Origin of the sequence: Paenibacillus montaniterrae (assembly GCF_018403185.1) — a bacterium.
Taxonomy (GTDB): Bacteria; Bacillota; Bacilli; order Paenibacillales; family Paenibacillaceae; genus Pristimantibacillus; species Pristimantibacillus montaniterrae.
The window spans coordinates 278,286-297,227 of record NZ_BOSE01000005.1 but is presented as its reverse complement, the minus strand read 5'-3'; the positions used below and the strand labels follow the sequence as shown (position 1 = coordinate 297,227).

The following is an 18,942-nucleotide window of genomic DNA, read 5'->3' as shown; positions in this document are numbered from 1 at the left end:
AGAAGAATAACGATGTATCATGGCGTACGATTTGATATGAATTTTAAACAGCTATGGAACGAAGGTATGAAGGACTGGAGTGGAAATTTGCCGGAACGAATGATTGATGACGATAAAGAGGAAGCGTTCTGGCAAACCTATATCCCGCAAAAATCGAATGCACTGGATGACTATGCCTCCAGCATTCGAGCTGAGCTTCTCCGCTTTCTGGAGCCTGGGGATCATGTGCTGGAGATTGGGCCTGGATGGGGCAATTATACATTCGCTGCAGCAGAAAAAGCATCCATGCTGACCTGCGTTGACAGCTCCAGCAGCGTGCTCGATTATTTGCAAGAGGAAACCAGAAGAAGAGGTCTTCATCATACGCAGTTTATTCGCGCCAAATGGGAGGAATACAAGCCACAGGATCAGTATGATGTCGTTTTCGGGATCAATTGCTACTATCGCATGCAGGATATTGACCGGGCGCTTCTTAATATGAACAATGCGGCAAAACGGCTGGCTATCGTCGGATTAACGAGTGGACCGGAAAAGCCTCATCTGTTGGAGATTCATCGAAAGCTCGGCTATAAGGTCAAATTTCAGCGGCGGGATTACATTTATTTGACCAATATGCTGTATGAGCTTGGCATAGATGTCAACTGCAAGATTATGGAGCTGGAGCGGGTCTATCGGTATGATAGCGAGGAGCAGCTGATCAAAAGTAATTTAGCCGCTGTTTTGGATGCAGGCTATGATCGAAAAGCTGCAGAAGCCATTCTTCATCAATTTGTGAAGGAAAAGGATGGAAGTTATTTCTACCCCCACCGCTTCAAGGCGGCACTGCTGTATTGGCAGCCAGAACGAATTGAAGGTTTATTGAGAAACACGCTATCACGCAAGGCTTGAACAGGAGGGTGACGATATGGGGACACCAAAACAGTTCAATCAAATGCTTGAAAAGCTGACACAAAACGGGCTGCGAGTTACCGAGCAACGTCGAACGCTTGTGCGAATTTTTAGCGATTATGAGGGGTACTTATCGCCGAGAGATGTTTATAACAAGATGGCCAAGCACTATCCCGGCGTTAGCTTTGATACCGTATATCGAAATTTACGTCTTTTAAGCGACATGGGGCTGTTGGAGCAGCTGTATTTTATGGACGGGCGATCAAAATTTAAAGGCTGCTGTTTGCCGAATGATCATCATCACCATCATCACCTGATCTGTCTGCACTGCGAGAAAACGGTCCCTGTTGATTTTTGTCCGATGGAGTACGATCTCGATTTGCCGCAAAACTTCCAAATCGTGAATCACCGCTTTGAAATATATGGGCTTTGTGAGCAATGCCAGCATCAAGCTCCAATAACAAAGACCTCGTAGCTAGCTATTTGCTTAGCTGCGAGGTCTCCCCCTGCTTTAAAATCGGGTTAGCTTGCTACACATTCGGCAAACCGCTTGCGAAACCATTCTTCATCCAGATTGCGGCCGATCACAACAAATTCACTGCTCGGCACTTCATTCGACTTCCAATCGCGATCCGGATAGGAGCTAAACAGCATATGAATGCCTTGGAATACGACGCGTTTTTTGACTCCTTTAATATTGAGCACACCTTTATAGCGGAACGTGTCGACACCATGATCGATTAGCCATTCATTCAGAAATTGCTCGACTTTATTCAGATCAAGCGGGCGAAGCTCGCGGAAGAAGACGGAGGTTACATCGTCATCATGGTCATGGTCTTCTTCCTCAAGAAAACCAGGGTCAATTTCCAGCTTTTTGTCCAAATCAAATGCGCCGATTCCTAGAATCTGCTTAATATCAATTTGCGACTGCTGGGTGCGATAGAGCTTGGCAGCAGAATTCATCGTATGTAGTCGCTTTTCCAGCTTTTGCAGCTCGGCTTCAGATACAAGATCTGTTTTATTCAGTAGAAGAATATCCGCAAAAGCAACTTGTTCTTGCGCTTCATGACCTTCGTCCAGATGCTGATCTGCATGCTTGGCATCTACGACCGTCACAATGGCGTCAAGCTGGAAGTTTTCTGCGATCTCTGGATCAACAAAAAACGTCTGAGCTACTGGAGCTGGATCAGCAAGTCCTGTTGTTTCAATTAGCACACGATCAAAATCGGCCTTGCGCTTGCCTTTGCCAAGCTTCGCTTCCATAAGCTGAGCGAGAATGCGAATAAGATCACCTCTTACTGTGCAGCAAATACATCCATTGTTCATTTCAAAAATTTCTTCATCTGCACCGACAACCAATTGATTATCGATCCCAACTTCACCGAACTCGTTAACAATGACGGCAATTTTTTCACCATGATTGGCAGTCAGAACATGATTCAACAGCGTTGTTTTGCCCGCGCCAAGAAATCCTGTCAGTACTGTAACAGGGATGCGCGAATCAGCTTGTAAATTTGTCATAACATTCGCTCCTTTAGCTTGTTAAATTAAATGTAATTTTTACAGTTAAGTAAAGTATAAGACTATGAAAATCATTTGTCAAACGTTATAGTAATCGCTATAATTGTAATTATTACATTTAAGACATAGGTTATGTAGTGCCTAAATGCTCGAAAGGAGAACTGCTATGACAACATGGAACTTGCAAGAGACTTTCTGCCATCTGCTCATTTGTAATGGTGGTAGTTGTATGAGAAGGAATGCCGATGAGGTGACTAATGCAATTCGAGATGAGATTGCTCTAATCGGAGCAGATAAACAAATTCATACAACGAGAACAATGTGCAATGGTCGGTGTGCGGATGCCTGTGTTGTAATCGCCTACCCAGAAGGAGTTTGGTATAAGGATATTACTCCTGAGCAAGGAAGAGAGCTTGTACGAAAACACTACTCTGGTGAACGACTGGATGATGATAAGACCGTCTATTCATTTGACCGTCGATTTATCGCCACTGGCCTTTCGATAACCGGAGTGGAAAAAGCTCCAAAGTAGATAGCAGATTATAAAACGAATTGAGGGGAATACATTGAATAAACAGACTACTCCGTTAGTCATTCTATCCGGTTTTCTTGGAAGCGGGAAAACGACGCTGCTTATGAGAATGTTAGATGATTATACGAATAAAGGATTGCGGCCCGCAGTGATTATGAATGAGGTCGGAGATATCAATTTTGACGGTCAGCTGCTGGATGGAGCGATTTCAATTCGTGAACTGCTAAGTGGCTGCATATGCTGCACGATTCGGGGAGATTTGGGTATGGAGATCAGAAACTTGATGATAGAGCAATCACCTGATCTGATTCTTATTGAAGCAACAGGCGTCGCCAATCCTGTAGAAATTTTTGAAGCGGTAACTGAAGCAGCTATGCTGGTGCCTATTGAAATTCATTCGATGATATCTGTAGTGGATGTAGCGCATTTTCTCGATTGGCATCGTAAAGGAACAGGGAAGACGTATCGTCTGATGGAGGAACAAATTCGTTGCGCCTCTATGATTTTATTGAATAAGGCCGACCGTATAAGCGATAAGGAGCTGAGTGAGGCGAACAGTCTAGCAGCCGCATTGAATCCGAATGCATTGATATATTCGACGGTTTATTGTGAGATAAGCAATGAGCTGCTTAAGCTGGTGCTGCAAGAAAGTATGGATGTATCCTTTGAAAAGAAGCATCATGACGAGCATACCCACCATCATGCTCATGGCCACGGGTGCACTCACGATGAGCATGAGCATGAATGCAGTCACGACGGGCATGGTCATGACCATAATCATGATCATAATTGCAATCACGATCATGCACACGATGAACCACATAAACATTATCATTCCTATGATCACGTTATGGTTCATACACATTACTTCAATCAGCCAATCGATCGAGCACGCTTAGAGCAAATGATCGATGAACTGCCAGAAAACGTTTATCGTGCAAAAGGGATTTTTACTGAAGCAGGTACAGGAGGGAGAATGATGTTTCAATATGCCTTCCGTGAGCTGGATATTTTGCGAATAACGCCGCAAGGTGAAGTGCTTGATGTTGCCGTATTTATAGGTGAACAATTTCCGAAGCAGGAGCTTGAGAAAAAGCTGCAGCTGTGTCAATAACCATGAAGAACCCGCTTAGTCAGCCTCCTGCTATATCAGATTGAAAGCCTTCATATGACAAGAACCCTACTTTCCTGCTAAAATGTTAAGATAGCGTTTATCATAGTCGTGCGAGTAGCTAATGTTAACTTCAGGAAAAGGAAGGTTAAACATATGAAAGAAAGCGAGAGCAAGGTAAAGGATATGCTGGATAAAATGTCCAGGAACGGCTGGAGGGTGACGGAGCAGCGCAAAACACTTGCGAAAATTTTCGCTGAGCATGACGGCTATTTGTCCCCTAAAGATGTGTACGATCAAATGGTCATCAAGTATCCAAGCGTCAGCTTGGCTACCGTTTATAACAATCTCCGCATGTTAAGCGAAATGGGTGTGCTGGAGCATTTTTATTTTATGGAAGGCGGGTTGAAGTTTAGAGAAAATTGTGTTTCCCATCATCATCATCATTTAATTTGCGTCAATTGCGAAAAAACGCTTCCATTTGTATATTGTCCAATGGATCAAGGACCTGAATTTCCTGGCAACTACAAGATTTTGAATCATCGCTTTGAGGTTTACGGGATTTGTGAGGACTGTCAGCAAATATAAACTGCTTTTATCGAAAAGTTAACATATACAGCTCATTCGTGCCAAGCTGCGCGAATGAGCTGTTTTAATCATTCAAGTAATTGCAAAAGGAGATGCAACGGATGAAAACGAGAGAGGAAGCTATTCATTATTGCGCAAGTCTGGAAAATACATATGAGGATTATCCGTTTCGCGACAAAAACTGGACGGTGATGAGACATAAAAGCAATAAAAAAGTGTTTGCCTGGATTTTTGAAAAAGATGGTCATATTTGGATTAATGTGAAATGTCAGCCCGGCTGGCTGGATTTCTATCGCAATACGTATCCATCAGTCGTTCCTGCCTTCCATCTTAATAAGGATCATTGGAACTCGATTATTCTCGACGGCACCGTTCCGGAGGATGTCATACACGATATGATCAGACAAAGCCACCAGTTAACTCGCAATGGCTAATAGAGGGGCAGCTAAAGCTGAGGCCTATATGCATAAGACTTTTTTACCAAATAGGTATTGGCACGTTGACAAAAGGGAATACATATACTATATTACAATTAACAAAATGATAATTGTTAATAAATGAAGGAGGCATACAGTGAGCAACAAGGAAGCATTGCAGCAATACGATGTAAAAAAATACCGAACACCTGACGGCTATACTTCCGATATCGCTGTATTTACCATACTGCCTGTTAAATCGGAGGAGTTCAAGCCGCCGATGCTCGATCTTAAAATTATGCTCATTCAGCGCAGCATGTACGATAGTGAAGGTAGACCTAATATTGAGGCTGGCAAGTGGGCGCTGCCAGGCGGATTTGTCAATCCTGATGAGACCGCGTTCGAAAGCGCAATGCGCGAGTTGAAGGAAGAAACGGGCGTAGAAAATATTCATCTGGAGCATTTCGCCGTATACGATAAGCCCGGGCGTGATCCGCGGGGCTGGATTATTAGCAACGCGCATTATGCGATCGTGCCAGAGCATAAGCTATCCAGCCGAGAGGCAAATGATGATGCTGCGGATGTGCAGCTGTTTTCGGTCAAGGAGGTAATGGAGCTGGAGCTTGCCTTTGACCATGCACAAATCGTTGCCGATGCGATTCACATCATTCGCCAGAAGCTGCTTGAAACGACAGCAGCCAAGGAGTTTTTGCCTGAGGAGTTTACGTACTCGGAGCTGCAGGCTGTTCTGCTTACCGTAACTGATGATTCAGCGATAACGTTGGAGCCGGCGTTTGCCAGAAAGATCAAATCATTGCCGTTCATCGAAGAGGTGAAGGGGAAGAAAACGACAAGAACGTCGAAAAGACCGACACAGCTATATCGGTTCGTCGATGTAGGCTTAAAGAGATCCATTTATCATGCCAAAATATAATGGCTGACATAAGGAGGAGAACGAAGATGGAAAAGAAAAAAGCGTTAATTCATATCGATTACACATATGATTTTGTAGCTGCAGACGGGGCCTTGACCTGCGGGGCGCCTGGCCAAGCGCTTGAAGGGCGAATGGTTGAGCTTACTAAAGCATTTATTGACAATGGTGATTACGTCGTGTTCGCAATCGACATTCACCAGGAAAATGATCCGTTTCATCCTGAAACGAGGCTGTTTCCGCCGCACAACATTGAGGGCACAGCAGGACGCAAGCTGTATGGAGCATTGGAGGAGCTGTATCAGGCTAACAAGCAAGCAGCTAATGTGTACTGGATGGATAAGACGAGATATAGCGCATTTGCCGGAACGGATCTGGAGCTTCGACTGCGCGCAAGAGGGATAAGCGAGCTTCATCTGGTTGGCGTATGCACCGATATTTGCGTGCTTCATACAGCGGTAGATGCTTATAATAAAGGGTTCGACATCATTGTGCATGAGGATGCGGTGGCAAGCTTTGATCCTGAGGGCCATATATGGGCGCTAAGACATTTCAAAGGCTCGCTCGGCGCTCAGGTTGTCAAGAAAGGGGCAGACTAATATGGACTACAACGAACAATTCGCAGCATTCAACCATACTGATGACAGCCTGGCGCTGCATACCGACAAATATCAGATCAATATGGCTCAGGCCTACTGGCAGGACGGCATGCATACCCGCAAAGCTGTATTTGAAGTCTATTTCCGCAAGCTGCCTTTCCAAAATGGCTTTGCGATCTTTGCCGGATTGGAGCGGGTCATTCGCTATTTGCACGGCTTTCGCTTTAGCGAGAGCGATCTCGCGTATTTGCGTGAAGAAGGCTACAGCGATGAGTATTTGGCCTATCTTCAGACGATTCGCTTTACAGGGACCGTCCGCTCCATGAAGGAAGGCGAGCTGGTTTTTGCCAATGAACCGATCATGCGTATCGAAGCGCCGCTTGCCGAGGCGCAGCTTATTGAGACGGCCATCCTCAATATCGTCAACTACCAGACGCTGATTGCGACCAAGGCAGCTCGCGTCAAGCATGTGGCGCCTAACGATGCCTGCATGGAGTTCGGAACTCGCCGCGCTCAGGAAATGGATGCTGCGATATGGGGAACAAGAGCCGCGTATATCGCAGGCTTTGACGCAACTTCGAACGTAAGAGCGGGCAAGCTGTTCGGCATTCCGGTATCAGGCACGCATGCCCATGCAATGGTGCAAGCTTATCGCGACGAGTACAAGGCGTTCAAAACGTATGCCGAAACGCATAGAGATTGTGTATTTCTCGTCGACACGTATGATACGCTCAGATCAGGCGTGCCAACAGCGATCAAGGTTGCCAAGGAGTTTGGCGATCGCATAAGCTTCAAGGGCATTCGCCTTGACAGCGGCGACCTTGCTTATTTGTCCAAGGAAGCTCGCAAAATGCTGGACGAAGCAGGCTTTCCCGACGCTAAAATTTACGCTTCCAACGATCTCGACGAGCAGACGATCATGAACCTGAAGGCGCAAGGAGCGCGCATCGATGTATGGGGCATCGGAACGAAGCTGATTACCGCTTACGATCAGCCGGCGCTGGGAGCCGTCTACAAGCTGATTGCAATTGAAGACGAAGCGGGCAAAATGGTCGATACGATCAAAATCAGCTCCAATCCCGAGAAAATTTCTACTCCAGGACGCAAGCGAGTATACCGCATCGTGAATAAGACGAACGGCAAATCCGAGGGCGACTACATCGCACTGGAGCATGAGGAGCCGCAAAACGAGCAGCGCCTGCACATGTTCCATCCCGTACACACGTACATTGCCAAATTCGTCACAGGATTCGAGGCGCGCGAGCTGCACCATACAATCTTTGAGCAAGGCAAGCTCGTGTATCAGCTTCCTGCGCTGCAGGACATTCGCGAGTTCGTTCAGGAAAATTTGGATATCCTGTGGGAAGAGTACAAACGCACGCTAAACCCAGCCGAGTACCCGGTAAATCTTAGTCAGGAGTGTTGGGAGAATAAAATGAAATTAATAGAAGAAGTACGCAGAAAGGTTAAGGAGGTTTAAAAAGTTCGACTTTGATGACGATGTAACTTCGTTGTAGGTTAGTCGACGGCGAATCTTGAACGCAAGCGAAAATTCCGGTGCTCACGTAGCAAGTGCCTACGCTGCGCTCCTCATTTTCTACTAGCGTCCAAGCTTCTTGGTCCTGAAAGCCGAATTTTTAAACTTCTATTGAAAAGGAGGTTTAAAAATCCGACTTTGATGACGATGCTATTGCGTTGTAGTGGATTCGACGTCGAATATGTCACGCTACCGAAGGCTTCGGTGCTCACGTAGCTTTTTGCCTACGCTGCGCTCCTCGCCTTCTAGTATCGTGCCATCTTCTTGGTCCTGAAAGCCGAATTTTTAAACTTCTATTGGAAGGGAGGTTTAAAAATCCGACTTTGATGACGATGATTTGCTTTGTAGCGTAGTCGGCGGCGAATCTTGAACGCTAGCGAAAGGCATATGCTTCCGATGCATGTTTCCTGCGGAAACATTGAAGGTGCTCACGTAGCTTTTGCCTACGCTGCGCTCCTCATTTTCTACTAGCGTCCAAGCTTCTTGGTCCCGCATTCAAAAAAAGCTACAGCGAAGGAGCAAAGCATACCGAAAAACGGAGTGTGTCGCCTTTAACATCGTAATGCGACCATAAAAAATTTCATAAGAGCATTACGATTTAAAAAGCGACTTGAGGATGCTTTGCTCCGGAGCGTTGAAGGAGGCCAATATATGGCGAAAATTGGAATATACGGATCTTCCTTTGATCCTGTAACGAATGTCCATCTATGGACAGCAAGCACGGTGGCTCATCGCTGCAAGCTGGATCGAGTTATTTTCCTGCCCTGCTCCAGTAAGAGACAGGATAAGCAGCTGCATGTATCTGACGAGCATCGTATGAATATGGTCCGTCTGGCAATTGCTGACAACGATAAATTTGAAGTCGATGATTACGAAATGAACCAGCTTGGCTGGGAAATCGCAACCTATCTTACGCTCAGACATTTCCGCGAAAAATATCCTGACGATGAAATTTACTTCATTATGGGTGCTGATCTGCTCGTCGATATTGGCGAAGGAAAGTGGAAGCGGGCTGAGGATTTGATTCACGAGAATAAATTTATCGTCATGGCAAGAGACGGGATCAATATGCTATCTGCCATTAGCAAATCGCCAATTCTGCGCAATGCGGATGACGGACAGACGTTTCATCTAATAGACAAGGGATTGGCAATGGAGATCAGCTCAAGCTATATTAGAGATGAGCTGAAAATGGGCGGCGAGCCTCGTTATCTAGTGCCCGACAAGGTTTACGAATATATAAAAAGCAATAACCTGTACAAATAGCCGAAGGGAGACAGAAAGATGAGTAAACAAACTGAAATTATGAACGCACTGCATGTCAAGCCTGCGATCAACGCAGCAGAGGAAATTCGTACACGGGTAAACTTCCTTAAGGAATATTGCCGCAAAACAGGAGCGAAAGGCTTCGTGCTCGGCATTAGTGGTGGTCAGGACTCGTCGCTTGCCGGAAGATTGACTCAACTAGCGGTTGAAGAGCTGCGCGCAGAAGGCTACGAGGCTGTTTTTTATGCCGTTCGTCTACCGTATGGCGTCCAGCAGGATGAGGACGATGCGCAGCTTGCTCTGCAATTTATTAAACCAGACCAATCACTCACCTTTAACATTGGCGCATCTGTAGATGCATTTGCCATTACGTATCAGGAAAGCGATGATCGGGCATTATCCGATTATCATAAAGGAAATGTGAAGGCGAGAATGCGGATGATCGCACAATATGCAATTGCTGGCGAGCATCAAAGCCTTGTAGTTGGAACCGACCATGCAGCCGAAGCGATTACCGGCTTCTTTACGAAGTATGGCGATGGTGGAGCGGATATTTTGCCGCTAACAGGTCTTACGAAGGGCCAAGGCCGCGAGCTGCTCAAGGAGCTGAATGCACCTGAACGATTGTACCTTAAAACGCCAACGGCGGACCTGCTAGATAACAAGCCGCAGCAGGCTGACGAAGCTGAGCTTGGCATGGAATATAACCAGTTGGATGACTACTTGGTCGGCAACGAAGTAGAAGCTGCTGCGAAATCTGCAATTGAGAAGCGCTATGCAATGACCCAGCACAAGCGGGAGCTGCCTGTTACGCCGTTCGATCAATGGTGGAAGTAATTTCACTCCAATCCTGAGATAAAAAATCACCCTGAGAACGCTGCTGTTGAGATTATCAACATAAGCACTCCAGGGTGATTGCTTTTTATGCAAGTAATATGATTAGAGGAGCAAATAGTTAAGCTGCGGCTTGCTTAACTATTTGCTGCATAAGAAATTAATTGCAACAAATGAAACGATACTGTCTATTACAGTCGACTTGCGAGTCCTACTCCTTGATTTTTGCACAGTGTAAGAGCAGAGCACATATCCGTAATAGGATCGGTCATCGTGATCGGCGTTCCTGCAGAGGTTGTACTCTCCGAAAGCACGATTGGATAGATAACATTGTCATAGGAGGCATAAGCCATTGTGCTGTCCGGAGTAATCGCAAGATAGGCGTAGGTTGTCGTTCCTGCATTAATCGGTACATTGAACTGCCACTGGTCAGTGCTGGTAGGAATCATTTGCACCCCTGCTGCATGCTGCACGACAACCCAGTTTTTGTCTGGCGAGATCTGCAGATTGTACTGATAAGGCCAGCTCGGGATTGTGGTATAGTTAGAAATTACACCGTCCTTAGCAGACAATTTAACGACCTGAGAATACGTTGTATCGTATCGGTAAATGCCGTAAATATAGTTGTCGTGCCAGTTTACGATGCTGGATAACGAGTCATTCAAATAATATGTCTGACCACCAGAAACGTTTTTATACTGCGCCATGTCCCAGTTATTTTTGACACCGATAAACAGAGTTTGACTATCTTGAGAGAAAGCCATCGCTGATGGATCCAGACTGTAAGGACCTGCCAAGAAGTTATTGTCAATCGGTTGCTTCTGAACGAGATCGACTAATTGAACGTTTCCATAGCGGCCAATTGAGGCGAAATATCTGCTATTTGGAGAGACAGCCATTACGAGTCCACCATCATTGCCAAGTGTGACAGGCGAAGGTACTGGACTCATTAACAAATCAAAGATAACGGCATTGAATGGCAGAGCACCTTGACTAAAGACTACAAATCGATTGTTTGGCGAAACGATAACGCCCCACCCAGTTATTCCGACGTTAAAATGGTTGACAACCTGATGCAGTTGTGTGCTGACGATCGGACCTAACGCATTTAAGTCGAAAGCAGTGCCACTGTCTCCATACACATAATGGTAATCAGCCGAAACGGCGATTGTATTACTGTATACGCCCAAAGATATCGGTGAAAATGAAGCGAGTGCTGACGGGTTGGCAACGTAGTCAATGACATTTAAATCCTGACTGGTTCCGCCACCAGGATGGCTGAGAAAGTAAACATAGTTGCTAGTAGCCGCTTTGTTTTGAGCTAAAGGATCTACTTGTTGCATGAAGCAACAACTCCTTTCATAAAAGATAAGTTAATTTTTCTAATAGGGATAGATGCCATACGGAAAGGAGGGAATATGATATTGGAGACAGCAGATAGTTAAGCGCTGCTTGCTCAACTATCTGCTGCTTGGTTGTATACTTGAAAGAAGCCTCTTAGTCGCTTGTTGCTTTTAGATTTTAGTTGTAATGAAGGAAATGATCTGATCTATTACAGTCGATCTGCAAGGTTAGTTCCTTGTTGCTTGCACAGTGTAAGAGCAGAGCACATATCCGTAATAGGATCGGTCATCGTAATCGGCGTTCCTGCAGAGGTTGTACTCTCGGAAAGCACGATTGGATAGATTACATTGTCATAGGAGGCATAAGCCATTGTGCTGTCCGGAGTAATCGCAAGATAGGCGTAGGTTGTCGTCGTTCCTACATTAATTGGTACATTGAACTGCCATTGGTCAGTGCTGGTTGGGATCATCTGCACCCCTGCAGCATGCTGCACGACAACCCAGTTTTTGTCTGGCGAGATCTGCAGGTTGTACTGATAAGGCCAGCTTGGGATTGTGGTGTAGTTGGAAATTACGCCGTCCTTGGCAGACAATTTAACGACCTGAGAATACGTTGTATCGTACCGATAAATGCCGTAAATATAGTTGTCGTGCCAGTTTACGATGCTGGATAACGGGTCATTCAAATTATATGCCTGACCGCCAGAAACGTTTTTATACTGCGCCATATTAAAGTCATTTCCAGATCCGATAAACAGAGTTTGACTATCTTGAGAGAAAGCCATCGCTGATGGATCCAGACTGTAAGGGCCTGCCAGGAAGTTATTGTCAATCGGTTGCTTCTGAACGAGATCGACTAATTGAACGTTTCCATAGCGGCCAATTGAGGCGAAATATCTGCTATTCGGAGAGACAGCCATTACGAGTCCGCCATCATTGCCAAGTGAGACAGGCGAAGGTACAGGACCCATTAACAAATCAAAGATAACGGCATTGAATGGCATAGCACCTTGACTAAAGACTACAAAGCGGTTGTTTGGCGAAACGATAACGCCCCACCCATTGGCTCCGACGTTAAAATGGTTGACGACCTGGTGCAACTGTGTGCTAACAATCGGACCTAACGTATTTAAGTCGAAAGCAGTGCCGCTGTCTCCATACACATAATTGTAGTCAGCCGAAACGGCGATTGTATTACTGTATGCACCTAACGATATTGGTGAAAATGAAGCGAGTGCTGACGGGTTGGCAACGTAGTCAATGACATTTAAATCCTGACTGGTTCCGCCACCAGGATGGCTGAGAAAGTAGACATACTTGTCATTCGCTGCTTCGACATCTTCTCCTGGCTCACTATTCTGATCATCAGTCGAATTTACAGCAAGTGCATTCATTGATATGGCGCCAAGTTGTTCGCTAAGGATTGACTGAGATGAATCGGAAGTTAGTTGTGCTTGCAGCGTATACGTAAACGTTCCTGGCTGCGATGGCTTGTGAACAGTTGTAAAAGAAATCGGTTCTCTAAATGGCTTTGATGCAATAGCAGGATCAAGACTGTAGATGCTGGTGTTTTGGTAGATCGGATTCACATTATCGTCACTGCCAAACAACTCATACTGCAACGTAACACTTACTGGCCCAGTGGCACCAGTAATGGAAAATGCTAATGAGAATGAAACATCGATTTTGGCGTATTCGTTTTGTTCAAGTTGTACGGAGGGAAGGGTGCTTTGTGTTTGCATAGTTGGACCTAAATTGAAAGAGTTAAAAACAAAAGAATCCCATAAATCAGGAGCTCCTCCTCCGCCAGGCCCTGTAGGTCCGGTCGGCCCTGTATCACCCGTACCCGTAGGTCCAGTCGGTCCAGTAACGCCGGGATCGCCGCTTGGTCCAGTCGGCCCTGTATCACCTGTACCCGTAGGTCCGGTAGGTCCAGTAGCGCCGGGATCGCCGCTTGGTCCAGTCGGCCCTGTATCACCTGTCCCCGCAGGTCCAGTCGGTCCAGTAGCGCCCGGGCCACCGCTTGGTCCGGTCGGTCCGGTATCACCCGTACCGGCAGGTCCGGTAGGCCCAGTAGCGCCGGGATCGCCGCTTGGTCCAGTCGGCCCTGTATCACCTGCACCCGCAGGTCCAGTCGGTCCAGTAGCGCCGGGATCGCCACTTTGTCCAGCAGGTCCGCTAGGCCCAGTCGGTCCAGTAGCGCCCGCACCGGCAGGTCCGGTAGGTCCAGTAGCGCCCGGGCCACCGCTTGGTCCGGTCGGTCCGGTATCACCCGTACCGGCAGGTCCGGTAGGTCCAGTAGCACCTGGATCGCCGCTTGGTCCAGTCGGCCCTGTATCACCTGTACCCGCAGGTCCAGTCGGTCCAGTAGCGCCCGGGCCACCGCTTGGTCCGGTCGGTCCGGTATCACCCGGTTCGCCACTCTGTCCGGCAGGTCCGGTAGGTCCAGTAGCGCCGGGATCGCCGCTTTGTCCAGCAGGTCCGCTAGGCCCAGTCGGTCCAGTAGCGCCCGTACCCGCAGGTCCAGTCGGTCCAGTAGCGCCCGGGCCACCGCTTGGTCCAGTCGGCCCCGTCGCTGATTGTCCCGGACTACCAGTTGGTCCTATCAATCCCTGAGGTCCGGTAGGTCCAGTAGCACCCGGATCGCCGCTTGGTCCAGTCGGTCCGGTATCACCCGTACCGGCAGGTCCAGTAGGGCCCTGGCCGCCGCTTGGTCCAGTCGGCCCGGTAGCGCCAGCTCCGGTTGGTCCTGTCGACCCCTGTGCTCCAGTTGGCCCTGTCGGCCCCTGTGATCCGCCTGGTCCTGTTGGCCCTGTGGAGCCGTTGAAACCAGGGTTCCCTGGAGTTCCAGTTGGCCCGCCTGGTCCAGTCGGCCCCGTCGGACCGGTAGGTCCTACATCCTGAAGAAGATCGTTGTCTTCTTCAAATTGATTATGATCTTGCATGGTACAAACTCCTCTCCAATATCTTTAGTAATCCAGCTTTGCTGGATTCTAGTTTTGCAGATTCCTAAGCACAAGGACCTCTTATATACTCTACTAATGTGATTAACTAGATGCTGTAATCGACATTATAGTCTTCTATATAATGCGAGATGCCTGTTTTTAAGAATCTAAAATTACTATATGTTGCAAAATTGATATATTCTACATCAAAATCCCTTAATTAGTAAAATGTTCATTTGACGTTGGCAATTTGTCCACATTATATGGCAGTCTTGAATGAGAGGTGTGATCAGACGACATAAGCATACTTTTATTACATCGCTCATATAAATTTACTGTTTCAATATATCTTTATGAGGAAATAGGAGGAACAGAAATGCCCTTTAGCTCAGAATCAGGTAAAGCATGGAAAAAACAGTCGATTAAACGGCTTATCGGCAAATGCACTAATAAATCGATTCTTGATGTAGGTGCTGGAGCAGGGACATATTCGGATTTGTTAAGACCAATCCTGCCTGGAGCTACATTTGCAGCAATTGAGGTATGGGAGCCGTATGTAGAACAGTACCACCTTAAGCAAAAATATGATGAATTGTACCAGCAGGATGTTAGAGAGTTCGTACCTGATAAGCGATATGGCGTGACGATTTTCGGAGATGTATTGGAGCATCTAATCAAGGAAGAAGCGATCGAGGTCTATAACAAATTGTTAGAATCCAGCGAATTCGTTCTCATCAGCATCCCAATTGTTCATTATCCACAAGGTCCTTACAGAGATAATCCTTATGAAGAGCATAAAAAGGATGATTGGAGTCACGAAGAAGTAATGGCTACATTCCCTCATCTTGCTCTTAGTCATACAGAAAACGAGATCGGCATGTATGTAGGCTTCAACCCAGAGCTATACACTGAAAAAGATGTAATAGACGCCCACGCACCTACGATTGCGGTATACGGAATATATAAAAATGAAGCCGCCTTTATGCAGCGCTTTCTGGAATCTGTGAAGCAAGCGGATGAGATCGTGTTATGTGATACCGGCTCTACTGATGGAACCAACGAGATTATTAGTGAGTTTCGTAAGTCGAATCCTGATGTACCATTATCAACCTACAAAATTTTGGTTTCACCATGGAGATTTGATGATGCGCGGAATACAGTACTCTCGCTTGTAAATCCGGAAATTGACCTGTGTATTTCACTGGATATTGATGAATATCTAATGGACGGCTGGAAAGAGCATCTCATCAACCAGTGGGAGTATGGGTACACTCGCTATTATCACAAATTCAAAACCTTCTGGCCGGGCGGTGGTGAATCAGAGCATTGGCATGAACGAATTCATTCACGGTTGGGCTATACATGGAAATTACCAGTACACGAGATTTTGGAATATAACGGGGAAGAGAAAGTAAAGTATATACCAGAATTTTGGATGTATCAGAAGCCGGATACATCCAAATCGCGTTCCTCTTATTTGCCATTGCTGGAGCAATCAGTAAAGGAAAGAAAGGATGTATGGAAATCATGGTCGTTCCTGGCAGAGGAATATATTTCCGCCGGGCGATATGATGATGCTATGAAGGCGATTGAAACAGCGATCAATATTGAGAATAGCGACAAATCCTATCTCTATTATATGAAGTCCAGAGTATATAGTGCTCGCAATGAAACTGCGTTAGTAAAGTTATCGCTGGATCAAGCCATCCATTTTTTACCGGGCCGAAGAGAGCCGTACTACAGCAAAGCGTTGTACCTGCATCAGATCGGCAACAATACGGAAGCATGGTTCGCCTTGAAGGAGGCAGAGCGCATCCAGGATCGGATAACGGATTATCATTATAATGCATCGGCATGGGATGAATCGTTTGAGCAGCTGAAAAAGACAGTTTTGGAGCTGGCACGAAAGGAAGGGCAACTTTTATGAGTAGGAAAAAAGTAGCAGTCTATGCGATTACAAAGAATGAGGCGCATTTCGTTGATCGCTGGATGGATTCCATGCAAGAGGCTGACTTGATTGTAGTAGCTGATACTGGATCGACAGATAATACCGTGGACAAATTGCTTGCCAGAGGAGCACAAGTCTATCGGATCAAGGTTGATCCATGGCGGTTCGATATTGCTCGAAACATTTCGTTGAATTTTGTGCCCGGTGATGTTGATATATGCATTTGTACAGATATTGATGAAGTTCTTGAGCCGGGATGGCGGGAGAAGCTGGAGCAAGCCTGGAAGCCGACGACGACTCAATTGCGCTATAAGTACACATGGAGCTTCAATCCGGATGGCTCACGAGGCGTGACGTTCTGGTACGAAAAAATTCATCATAGACACGGTTTCCGCTGGACACATCCGGTACATGAAGTGCTGCAATACTATGGAACTATTCCACATGAATACGCCTGGGAGGGAAGCATCCAGTTAAACCATCTCCCAGACCCGAGCAAATCAAGAGGTCAATATCTCCCATTGCTAGAGATGTCAGTGCGTGAAGATCCTGACGATGATCGGAATATGCATTATCTTGGCAGAGAATATATGTTTTATGGCTATTGGGATAAATGTATCGAAACTTTGCAGAAGCACTTAAATATGCCAAGCGCGCGCTGGGATGAGGAGCGCTGCGCTTCCATGCGTTATATCGCCCGATCTTATAAGGAAAAAGGAAACTATAATGAAGCTAACCGTTGGTATTATAAGGCGCTGGCAGAGTCTCCTAATACGAGAGAGCCGTACGTCGAGATGGCTAAGCTCGCTTATCTTGAGAAGGACTGGCCGAAGCAGCTCCATATGGTGGAGGCAGCGCTGCGAATTAAGGAGCGTACAGATTCTTATATTAATGAAGGTTTTTGCTGGGACTCTACCGTATATGATTTGGGAGCGATTGCCAACTATGAGATGGGTAGACTGGAGCAAGCCTGTGAACATGCGCGCATTGCAGCGGAAATGTCTCCTAATGATGAAAGGCTGCAGGATAACTATAAAATTATTCAAGCCAAGCTGGAAAAGCAGGCGAAGGCTTGAAGCTTTCGTCTGAGCTGACGAAGGAAGGTAGGTTGAGCTTAGTGAAGGTAGCGGTCTACGCGATCACAAAAAACGAGGAGCAGTTTGTAGAACGCTGGATAGATTCAATGCAGGAGGCAGATTTGATTATTGTCACCGATACAGGATCAACAGATAGCACGGTAACGAAGCTGCGAGCCAGAGGCGCCTTGGTTTATCAGGTGAAGGTAGATCCGTGGAGGTTCGATGTCGCTCGAAATATCTCGTTGAATTTTGTGCCTGGTGATGTAGACGTATGTGTCTGTACCGATCTTGATGAAGTACTGGAGGAAGGCTGGCGAGAAAAACTGGAGCGGGCCTGGACAAAGTCGACAACCCAGCTAAAATACAGGTATACATGGAGCTTTAATCCGGACGGCTCTCGTGGTTTAACCTTTTGGTATGATAAGATTCATCGTCGGCACGGTTTTCGTTGGAGTCATCCCGTTCATGAATTTTTGAAGTATTATGGTTCTGATCATGAATATGCCTGGGAGGGGGATATCCAGCTTAATCATTATCCTGATCCGCAGAAGTCCCGGGCGCAATATTTGCCGCTATTGGAAATGGCTGTGCGGGAAGATCCCGAGGATGATCGGAATATGCATTATTTGGGCAGGGAATATATGTTTTACGGCTATTGGGATCAGTGCATTGATACATTGCAAAAGCATCTGGAGCTGCCGCGATCGCAATGGAGAGAGGAACGTTGTGCCTCGATGCGATATATTGCCAGAGCGTACAAGGAGAAAGGAGAATACGACAAGGCTGGCAGCTGGCTGTACAAAGCGATAGCAGAGGTGCCCTATATGAGGGAGCCTTATGTGGAGATGGCCCGATTAGCTTATCAGAAAGAGGATTGGCCGCGCATTTACCATATGGTGCATGAAGCGCTAAAAATTAAAGAAAAATCCGACATCTATAAGAACGAGGCGTTCGCTTGGGACTCAACGATCTACGATTTAGGAGCGCTTGCCAGCTATGGGCTCGGTTTACTTGAGCAAGCCTGCGAGTTTGCCCGGACAGCAGCAGAGATGTCCCCGCAGAATGAACGACTGCAAAACAATTACAGCATTATCCGCTCAAAGCTGAAGAAGCAAGTGTAAATGCTCCATATATTATAAATAAATGCTAGACGTGTACTTGCATTTGATCTGGATGATCAGAGCAGTCACGTCTTTTTTTGTTGAATTCCCTATTTCTAATTAGGTAATAACACAAGATAATACGAGACATCTGCATAATATATACGGAGCTATGTATGGGAGGTGTATATATTGAAAAAATCGTATCACAAACACAGGGGGAAAATAATAATGGCTCAAACCAAGAGTCGCAAAATAAAGCGATTGGCTTCATTTCCCAAATCTAAATATTGTTCATATTGTG

At 46.3% G+C, this 18,942-nt stretch carries 17 protein-coding genes; 14 read left to right on the top strand and 3 right to left on the bottom strand.

The features are described from left to right. The first annotated feature begins 12 nt into the window (after positions 1-12). Both KJS52_RS15055 and KJS52_RS15050 read left to right on the top strand, forming a co-directional pair. Entirely contained in the window at positions 13-888 is an 876-nt protein-coding gene (locus KJS52_RS15055; RefSeq protein ID WP_213516656.1) for a class I SAM-dependent methyltransferase, read from the top strand. A gap of 16 nt (positions 889-904) precedes the next feature. Continuing rightward, positions 905-1,363, top strand: a complete 459-nt coding sequence (locus KJS52_RS15050; protein WP_213516654.1) for a Fur family transcriptional regulator — start codon at positions 905-907, stop codon at positions 1,361-1,363. Positions 1,364-1,410: 47 nt separating this feature from the next. Here KJS52_RS15050 and KJS52_RS15045 read toward each other — a convergent pair whose 3' ends face one another. Further along, on the bottom strand, positions 1,411-2,409 hold the full coding sequence (locus KJS52_RS15045) for a CobW family GTP-binding protein (protein WP_213516652.1): 999 nt from the start codon (positions 2,407-2,409) through the stop codon (positions 1,411-1,413). A gap of 166 nt (positions 2,410-2,575) precedes the next feature. Here KJS52_RS15045 and KJS52_RS15040 point away from each other — a divergent pair, with 166 nt between their 5' ends. From KJS52_RS15040 to nadE, 9 genes are all read left to right on the top strand, one after another. Next, the gene (locus KJS52_RS15040; protein WP_213516650.1) at positions 2,576-2,941 is read left to right on the top strand and encodes a (2Fe-2S) ferredoxin domain-containing protein; all 366 of its coding nucleotides are present in this window, start codon (positions 2,576-2,578) and stop codon (positions 2,939-2,941) included. 34 nt (positions 2,942-2,975) lie between these two features. Then, entirely contained in the window at positions 2,976-4,055 is a 1,080-nt protein-coding gene (locus KJS52_RS15035) for a CobW family GTP-binding protein (RefSeq protein WP_213516648.1), read from the top strand. Between the two features lie 153 nt (positions 4,056-4,208). After that, complete coding sequence (locus KJS52_RS15030) at positions 4,209-4,640, top strand: Fur family transcriptional regulator (RefSeq protein WP_213516646.1); 432 nt, start codon at positions 4,209-4,211, stop codon at positions 4,638-4,640. A 101-nt stretch (positions 4,641-4,741) separates the two neighbouring features. After that, positions 4,742-5,074 carry an MmcQ/YjbR family DNA-binding protein gene (locus KJS52_RS15025; protein ID WP_213516644.1) on the top strand — a complete coding sequence of 111 codons (333 nt, stop codon included), beginning with the start codon at positions 4,742-4,744 and terminating at the stop codon, positions 5,072-5,074. Positions 5,075-5,213: 139 nt separating this feature from the next. Continuing rightward, positions 5,214-5,990, top strand: a complete 777-nt coding sequence (locus tag KJS52_RS15020; RefSeq protein WP_213516642.1) for an NUDIX hydrolase — start codon at positions 5,214-5,216, stop codon at positions 5,988-5,990. A 26-nt stretch (positions 5,991-6,016) separates the two neighbouring features. Next, the gene (locus KJS52_RS15015; protein ID WP_213516640.1) at positions 6,017-6,586 is read left to right on the top strand and encodes a cysteine hydrolase family protein; all 570 of its coding nucleotides are present in this window, start codon (positions 6,017-6,019) and stop codon (positions 6,584-6,586) included. Between the two features lies 1 nt (position 6,587). Beyond that, positions 6,588-8,066, top strand: coding sequence for a nicotinate phosphoribosyltransferase (locus KJS52_RS15010; RefSeq protein ID WP_213516638.1), 1,479 nt, complete (start codon positions 6,588-6,590; stop codon positions 8,064-8,066). A gap of 708 nt (positions 8,067-8,774) precedes the next feature. Then, positions 8,775-9,389: a nicotinate (nicotinamide) nucleotide adenylyltransferase gene (nadD, locus tag KJS52_RS15005; protein ID WP_213516636.1), complete on the top strand. Its 615-nt coding sequence runs from the start codon at positions 8,775-8,777 to the stop codon at positions 9,387-9,389. Positions 9,390-9,407: 18 nt separating this feature from the next. Next, complete coding sequence (gene nadE, locus KJS52_RS15000) at positions 9,408-10,226, top strand: NAD(+) synthase (protein ID WP_213516634.1); 819 nt, start codon at positions 9,408-9,410, stop codon at positions 10,224-10,226. Between the two features lie 188 nt (positions 10,227-10,414). On the opposite strand, the gene KJS52_RS14995 is transcribed toward nadE, so the two are convergent. Continuing rightward, positions 10,415-11,566: a WD40 repeat domain-containing protein gene (locus KJS52_RS14995; protein WP_213516627.1), complete on the bottom strand. Its 1,152-nt coding sequence runs from the start codon at positions 11,564-11,566 to the stop codon at positions 10,415-10,417. Between the two features lie 209 nt (positions 11,567-11,775). Further along, positions 11,776-14,511, bottom strand: coding sequence for a hypothetical protein (locus KJS52_RS28015; protein WP_281425606.1), 2,736 nt, complete (start codon positions 14,509-14,511; stop codon positions 11,776-11,778). A 376-nt stretch (positions 14,512-14,887) separates the two neighbouring features. Here KJS52_RS28015 and KJS52_RS14985 point away from each other — a divergent pair, with 376 nt between their 5' ends. The 3 genes from KJS52_RS14985 to KJS52_RS14975 are packed head-to-tail and all read left to right on the top strand — an operon-like array spanning position 14,888 to position 18,659. Further along, positions 14,888-16,438 carry a glycosyltransferase gene (locus tag KJS52_RS14985; RefSeq protein WP_213516624.1) on the top strand — a complete coding sequence of 517 codons (1,551 nt, stop codon included), beginning with the start codon at positions 14,888-14,890 and terminating at the stop codon, positions 16,436-16,438. Further along, complete coding sequence (locus tag KJS52_RS14980) at positions 16,435-17,535, top strand: tetratricopeptide repeat-containing glycosyltransferase (protein ID WP_213516622.1); 1,101 nt, start codon at positions 16,435-16,437, stop codon at positions 17,533-17,535. The genes KJS52_RS14985 and KJS52_RS14980 overlap by 4 nt, the downstream gene beginning before the upstream one ends. Continuing rightward, positions 17,532-18,659, top strand: coding sequence for a tetratricopeptide repeat-containing glycosyltransferase (locus tag KJS52_RS14975; protein ID WP_246563595.1), 1,128 nt, complete (start codon positions 17,532-17,534; stop codon positions 18,657-18,659). The genes KJS52_RS14980 and KJS52_RS14975 overlap by 4 nt, the downstream gene beginning before the upstream one ends. Positions 18,660-18,942 lie beyond the last annotated feature (283 nt).

What these genes read in the sequence shown, in the direction of transcription:
- KJS52_RS14980 (WP_213516622.1), top strand. Translation starts at nt 16,435, where the DNA reads ATGAGTAGGAAAAAAGTAGCAGTCTATGCGATTACAAAGAATGAGGCG.
- KJS52_RS15045 (WP_213516652.1), bottom strand. Translation starts at nt 2,409, where the DNA reads ATGACAAATTTACAAGCTGATTCGCGCATCCCTGTTACAGTACTGACA.
- KJS52_RS28015 (WP_281425606.1), bottom strand. Translation starts at nt 14,511, where the DNA reads ATGCAAGATCATAATCAATTTGAAGAAGACAACGATCTTCTTCAGGAT.
- KJS52_RS15050 (WP_213516654.1), top strand. Translation starts at nt 905, where the DNA reads ATGGGGACACCAAAACAGTTCAATCAAATGCTTGAAAAGCTGACACAA.
- KJS52_RS15025 (WP_213516644.1), top strand. Translation starts at nt 4,742, where the DNA reads ATGAAAACGAGAGAGGAAGCTATTCATTATTGCGCAAGTCTGGAAAAT.
- KJS52_RS14985 (WP_213516624.1), top strand. Translation starts at nt 14,888, where the DNA reads ATGCCCTTTAGCTCAGAATCAGGTAAAGCATGGAAAAAACAGTCGATT.
- KJS52_RS15015 (WP_213516640.1), top strand. Translation starts at nt 6,017, where the DNA reads ATGGAAAAGAAAAAAGCGTTAATTCATATCGATTACACATATGATTTT.
- KJS52_RS15040 (WP_213516650.1), top strand. Translation starts at nt 2,576, where the DNA reads ATGACAACATGGAACTTGCAAGAGACTTTCTGCCATCTGCTCATTTGT.
- nadE (WP_213516634.1), top strand. Translation starts at nt 9,408, where the DNA reads ATGAGTAAACAAACTGAAATTATGAACGCACTGCATGTCAAGCCTGCG.
- nadD (WP_213516636.1), top strand. Translation starts at nt 8,775, where the DNA reads ATGGCGAAAATTGGAATATACGGATCTTCCTTTGATCCTGTAACGAAT.
- KJS52_RS15030 (WP_213516646.1), top strand. Translation starts at nt 4,209, where the DNA reads ATGAAAGAAAGCGAGAGCAAGGTAAAGGATATGCTGGATAAAATGTCC.
- KJS52_RS15055 (WP_213516656.1), top strand. Translation starts at nt 13, where the DNA reads ATGTATCATGGCGTACGATTTGATATGAATTTTAAACAGCTATGGAAC.
- KJS52_RS15010 (WP_213516638.1), top strand. Translation starts at nt 6,588, where the DNA reads ATGGACTACAACGAACAATTCGCAGCATTCAACCATACTGATGACAGC.
- KJS52_RS14995 (WP_213516627.1), bottom strand. Translation starts at nt 11,566, where the DNA reads ATGCAACAAGTAGATCCTTTAGCTCAAAACAAAGCGGCTACTAGCAAC.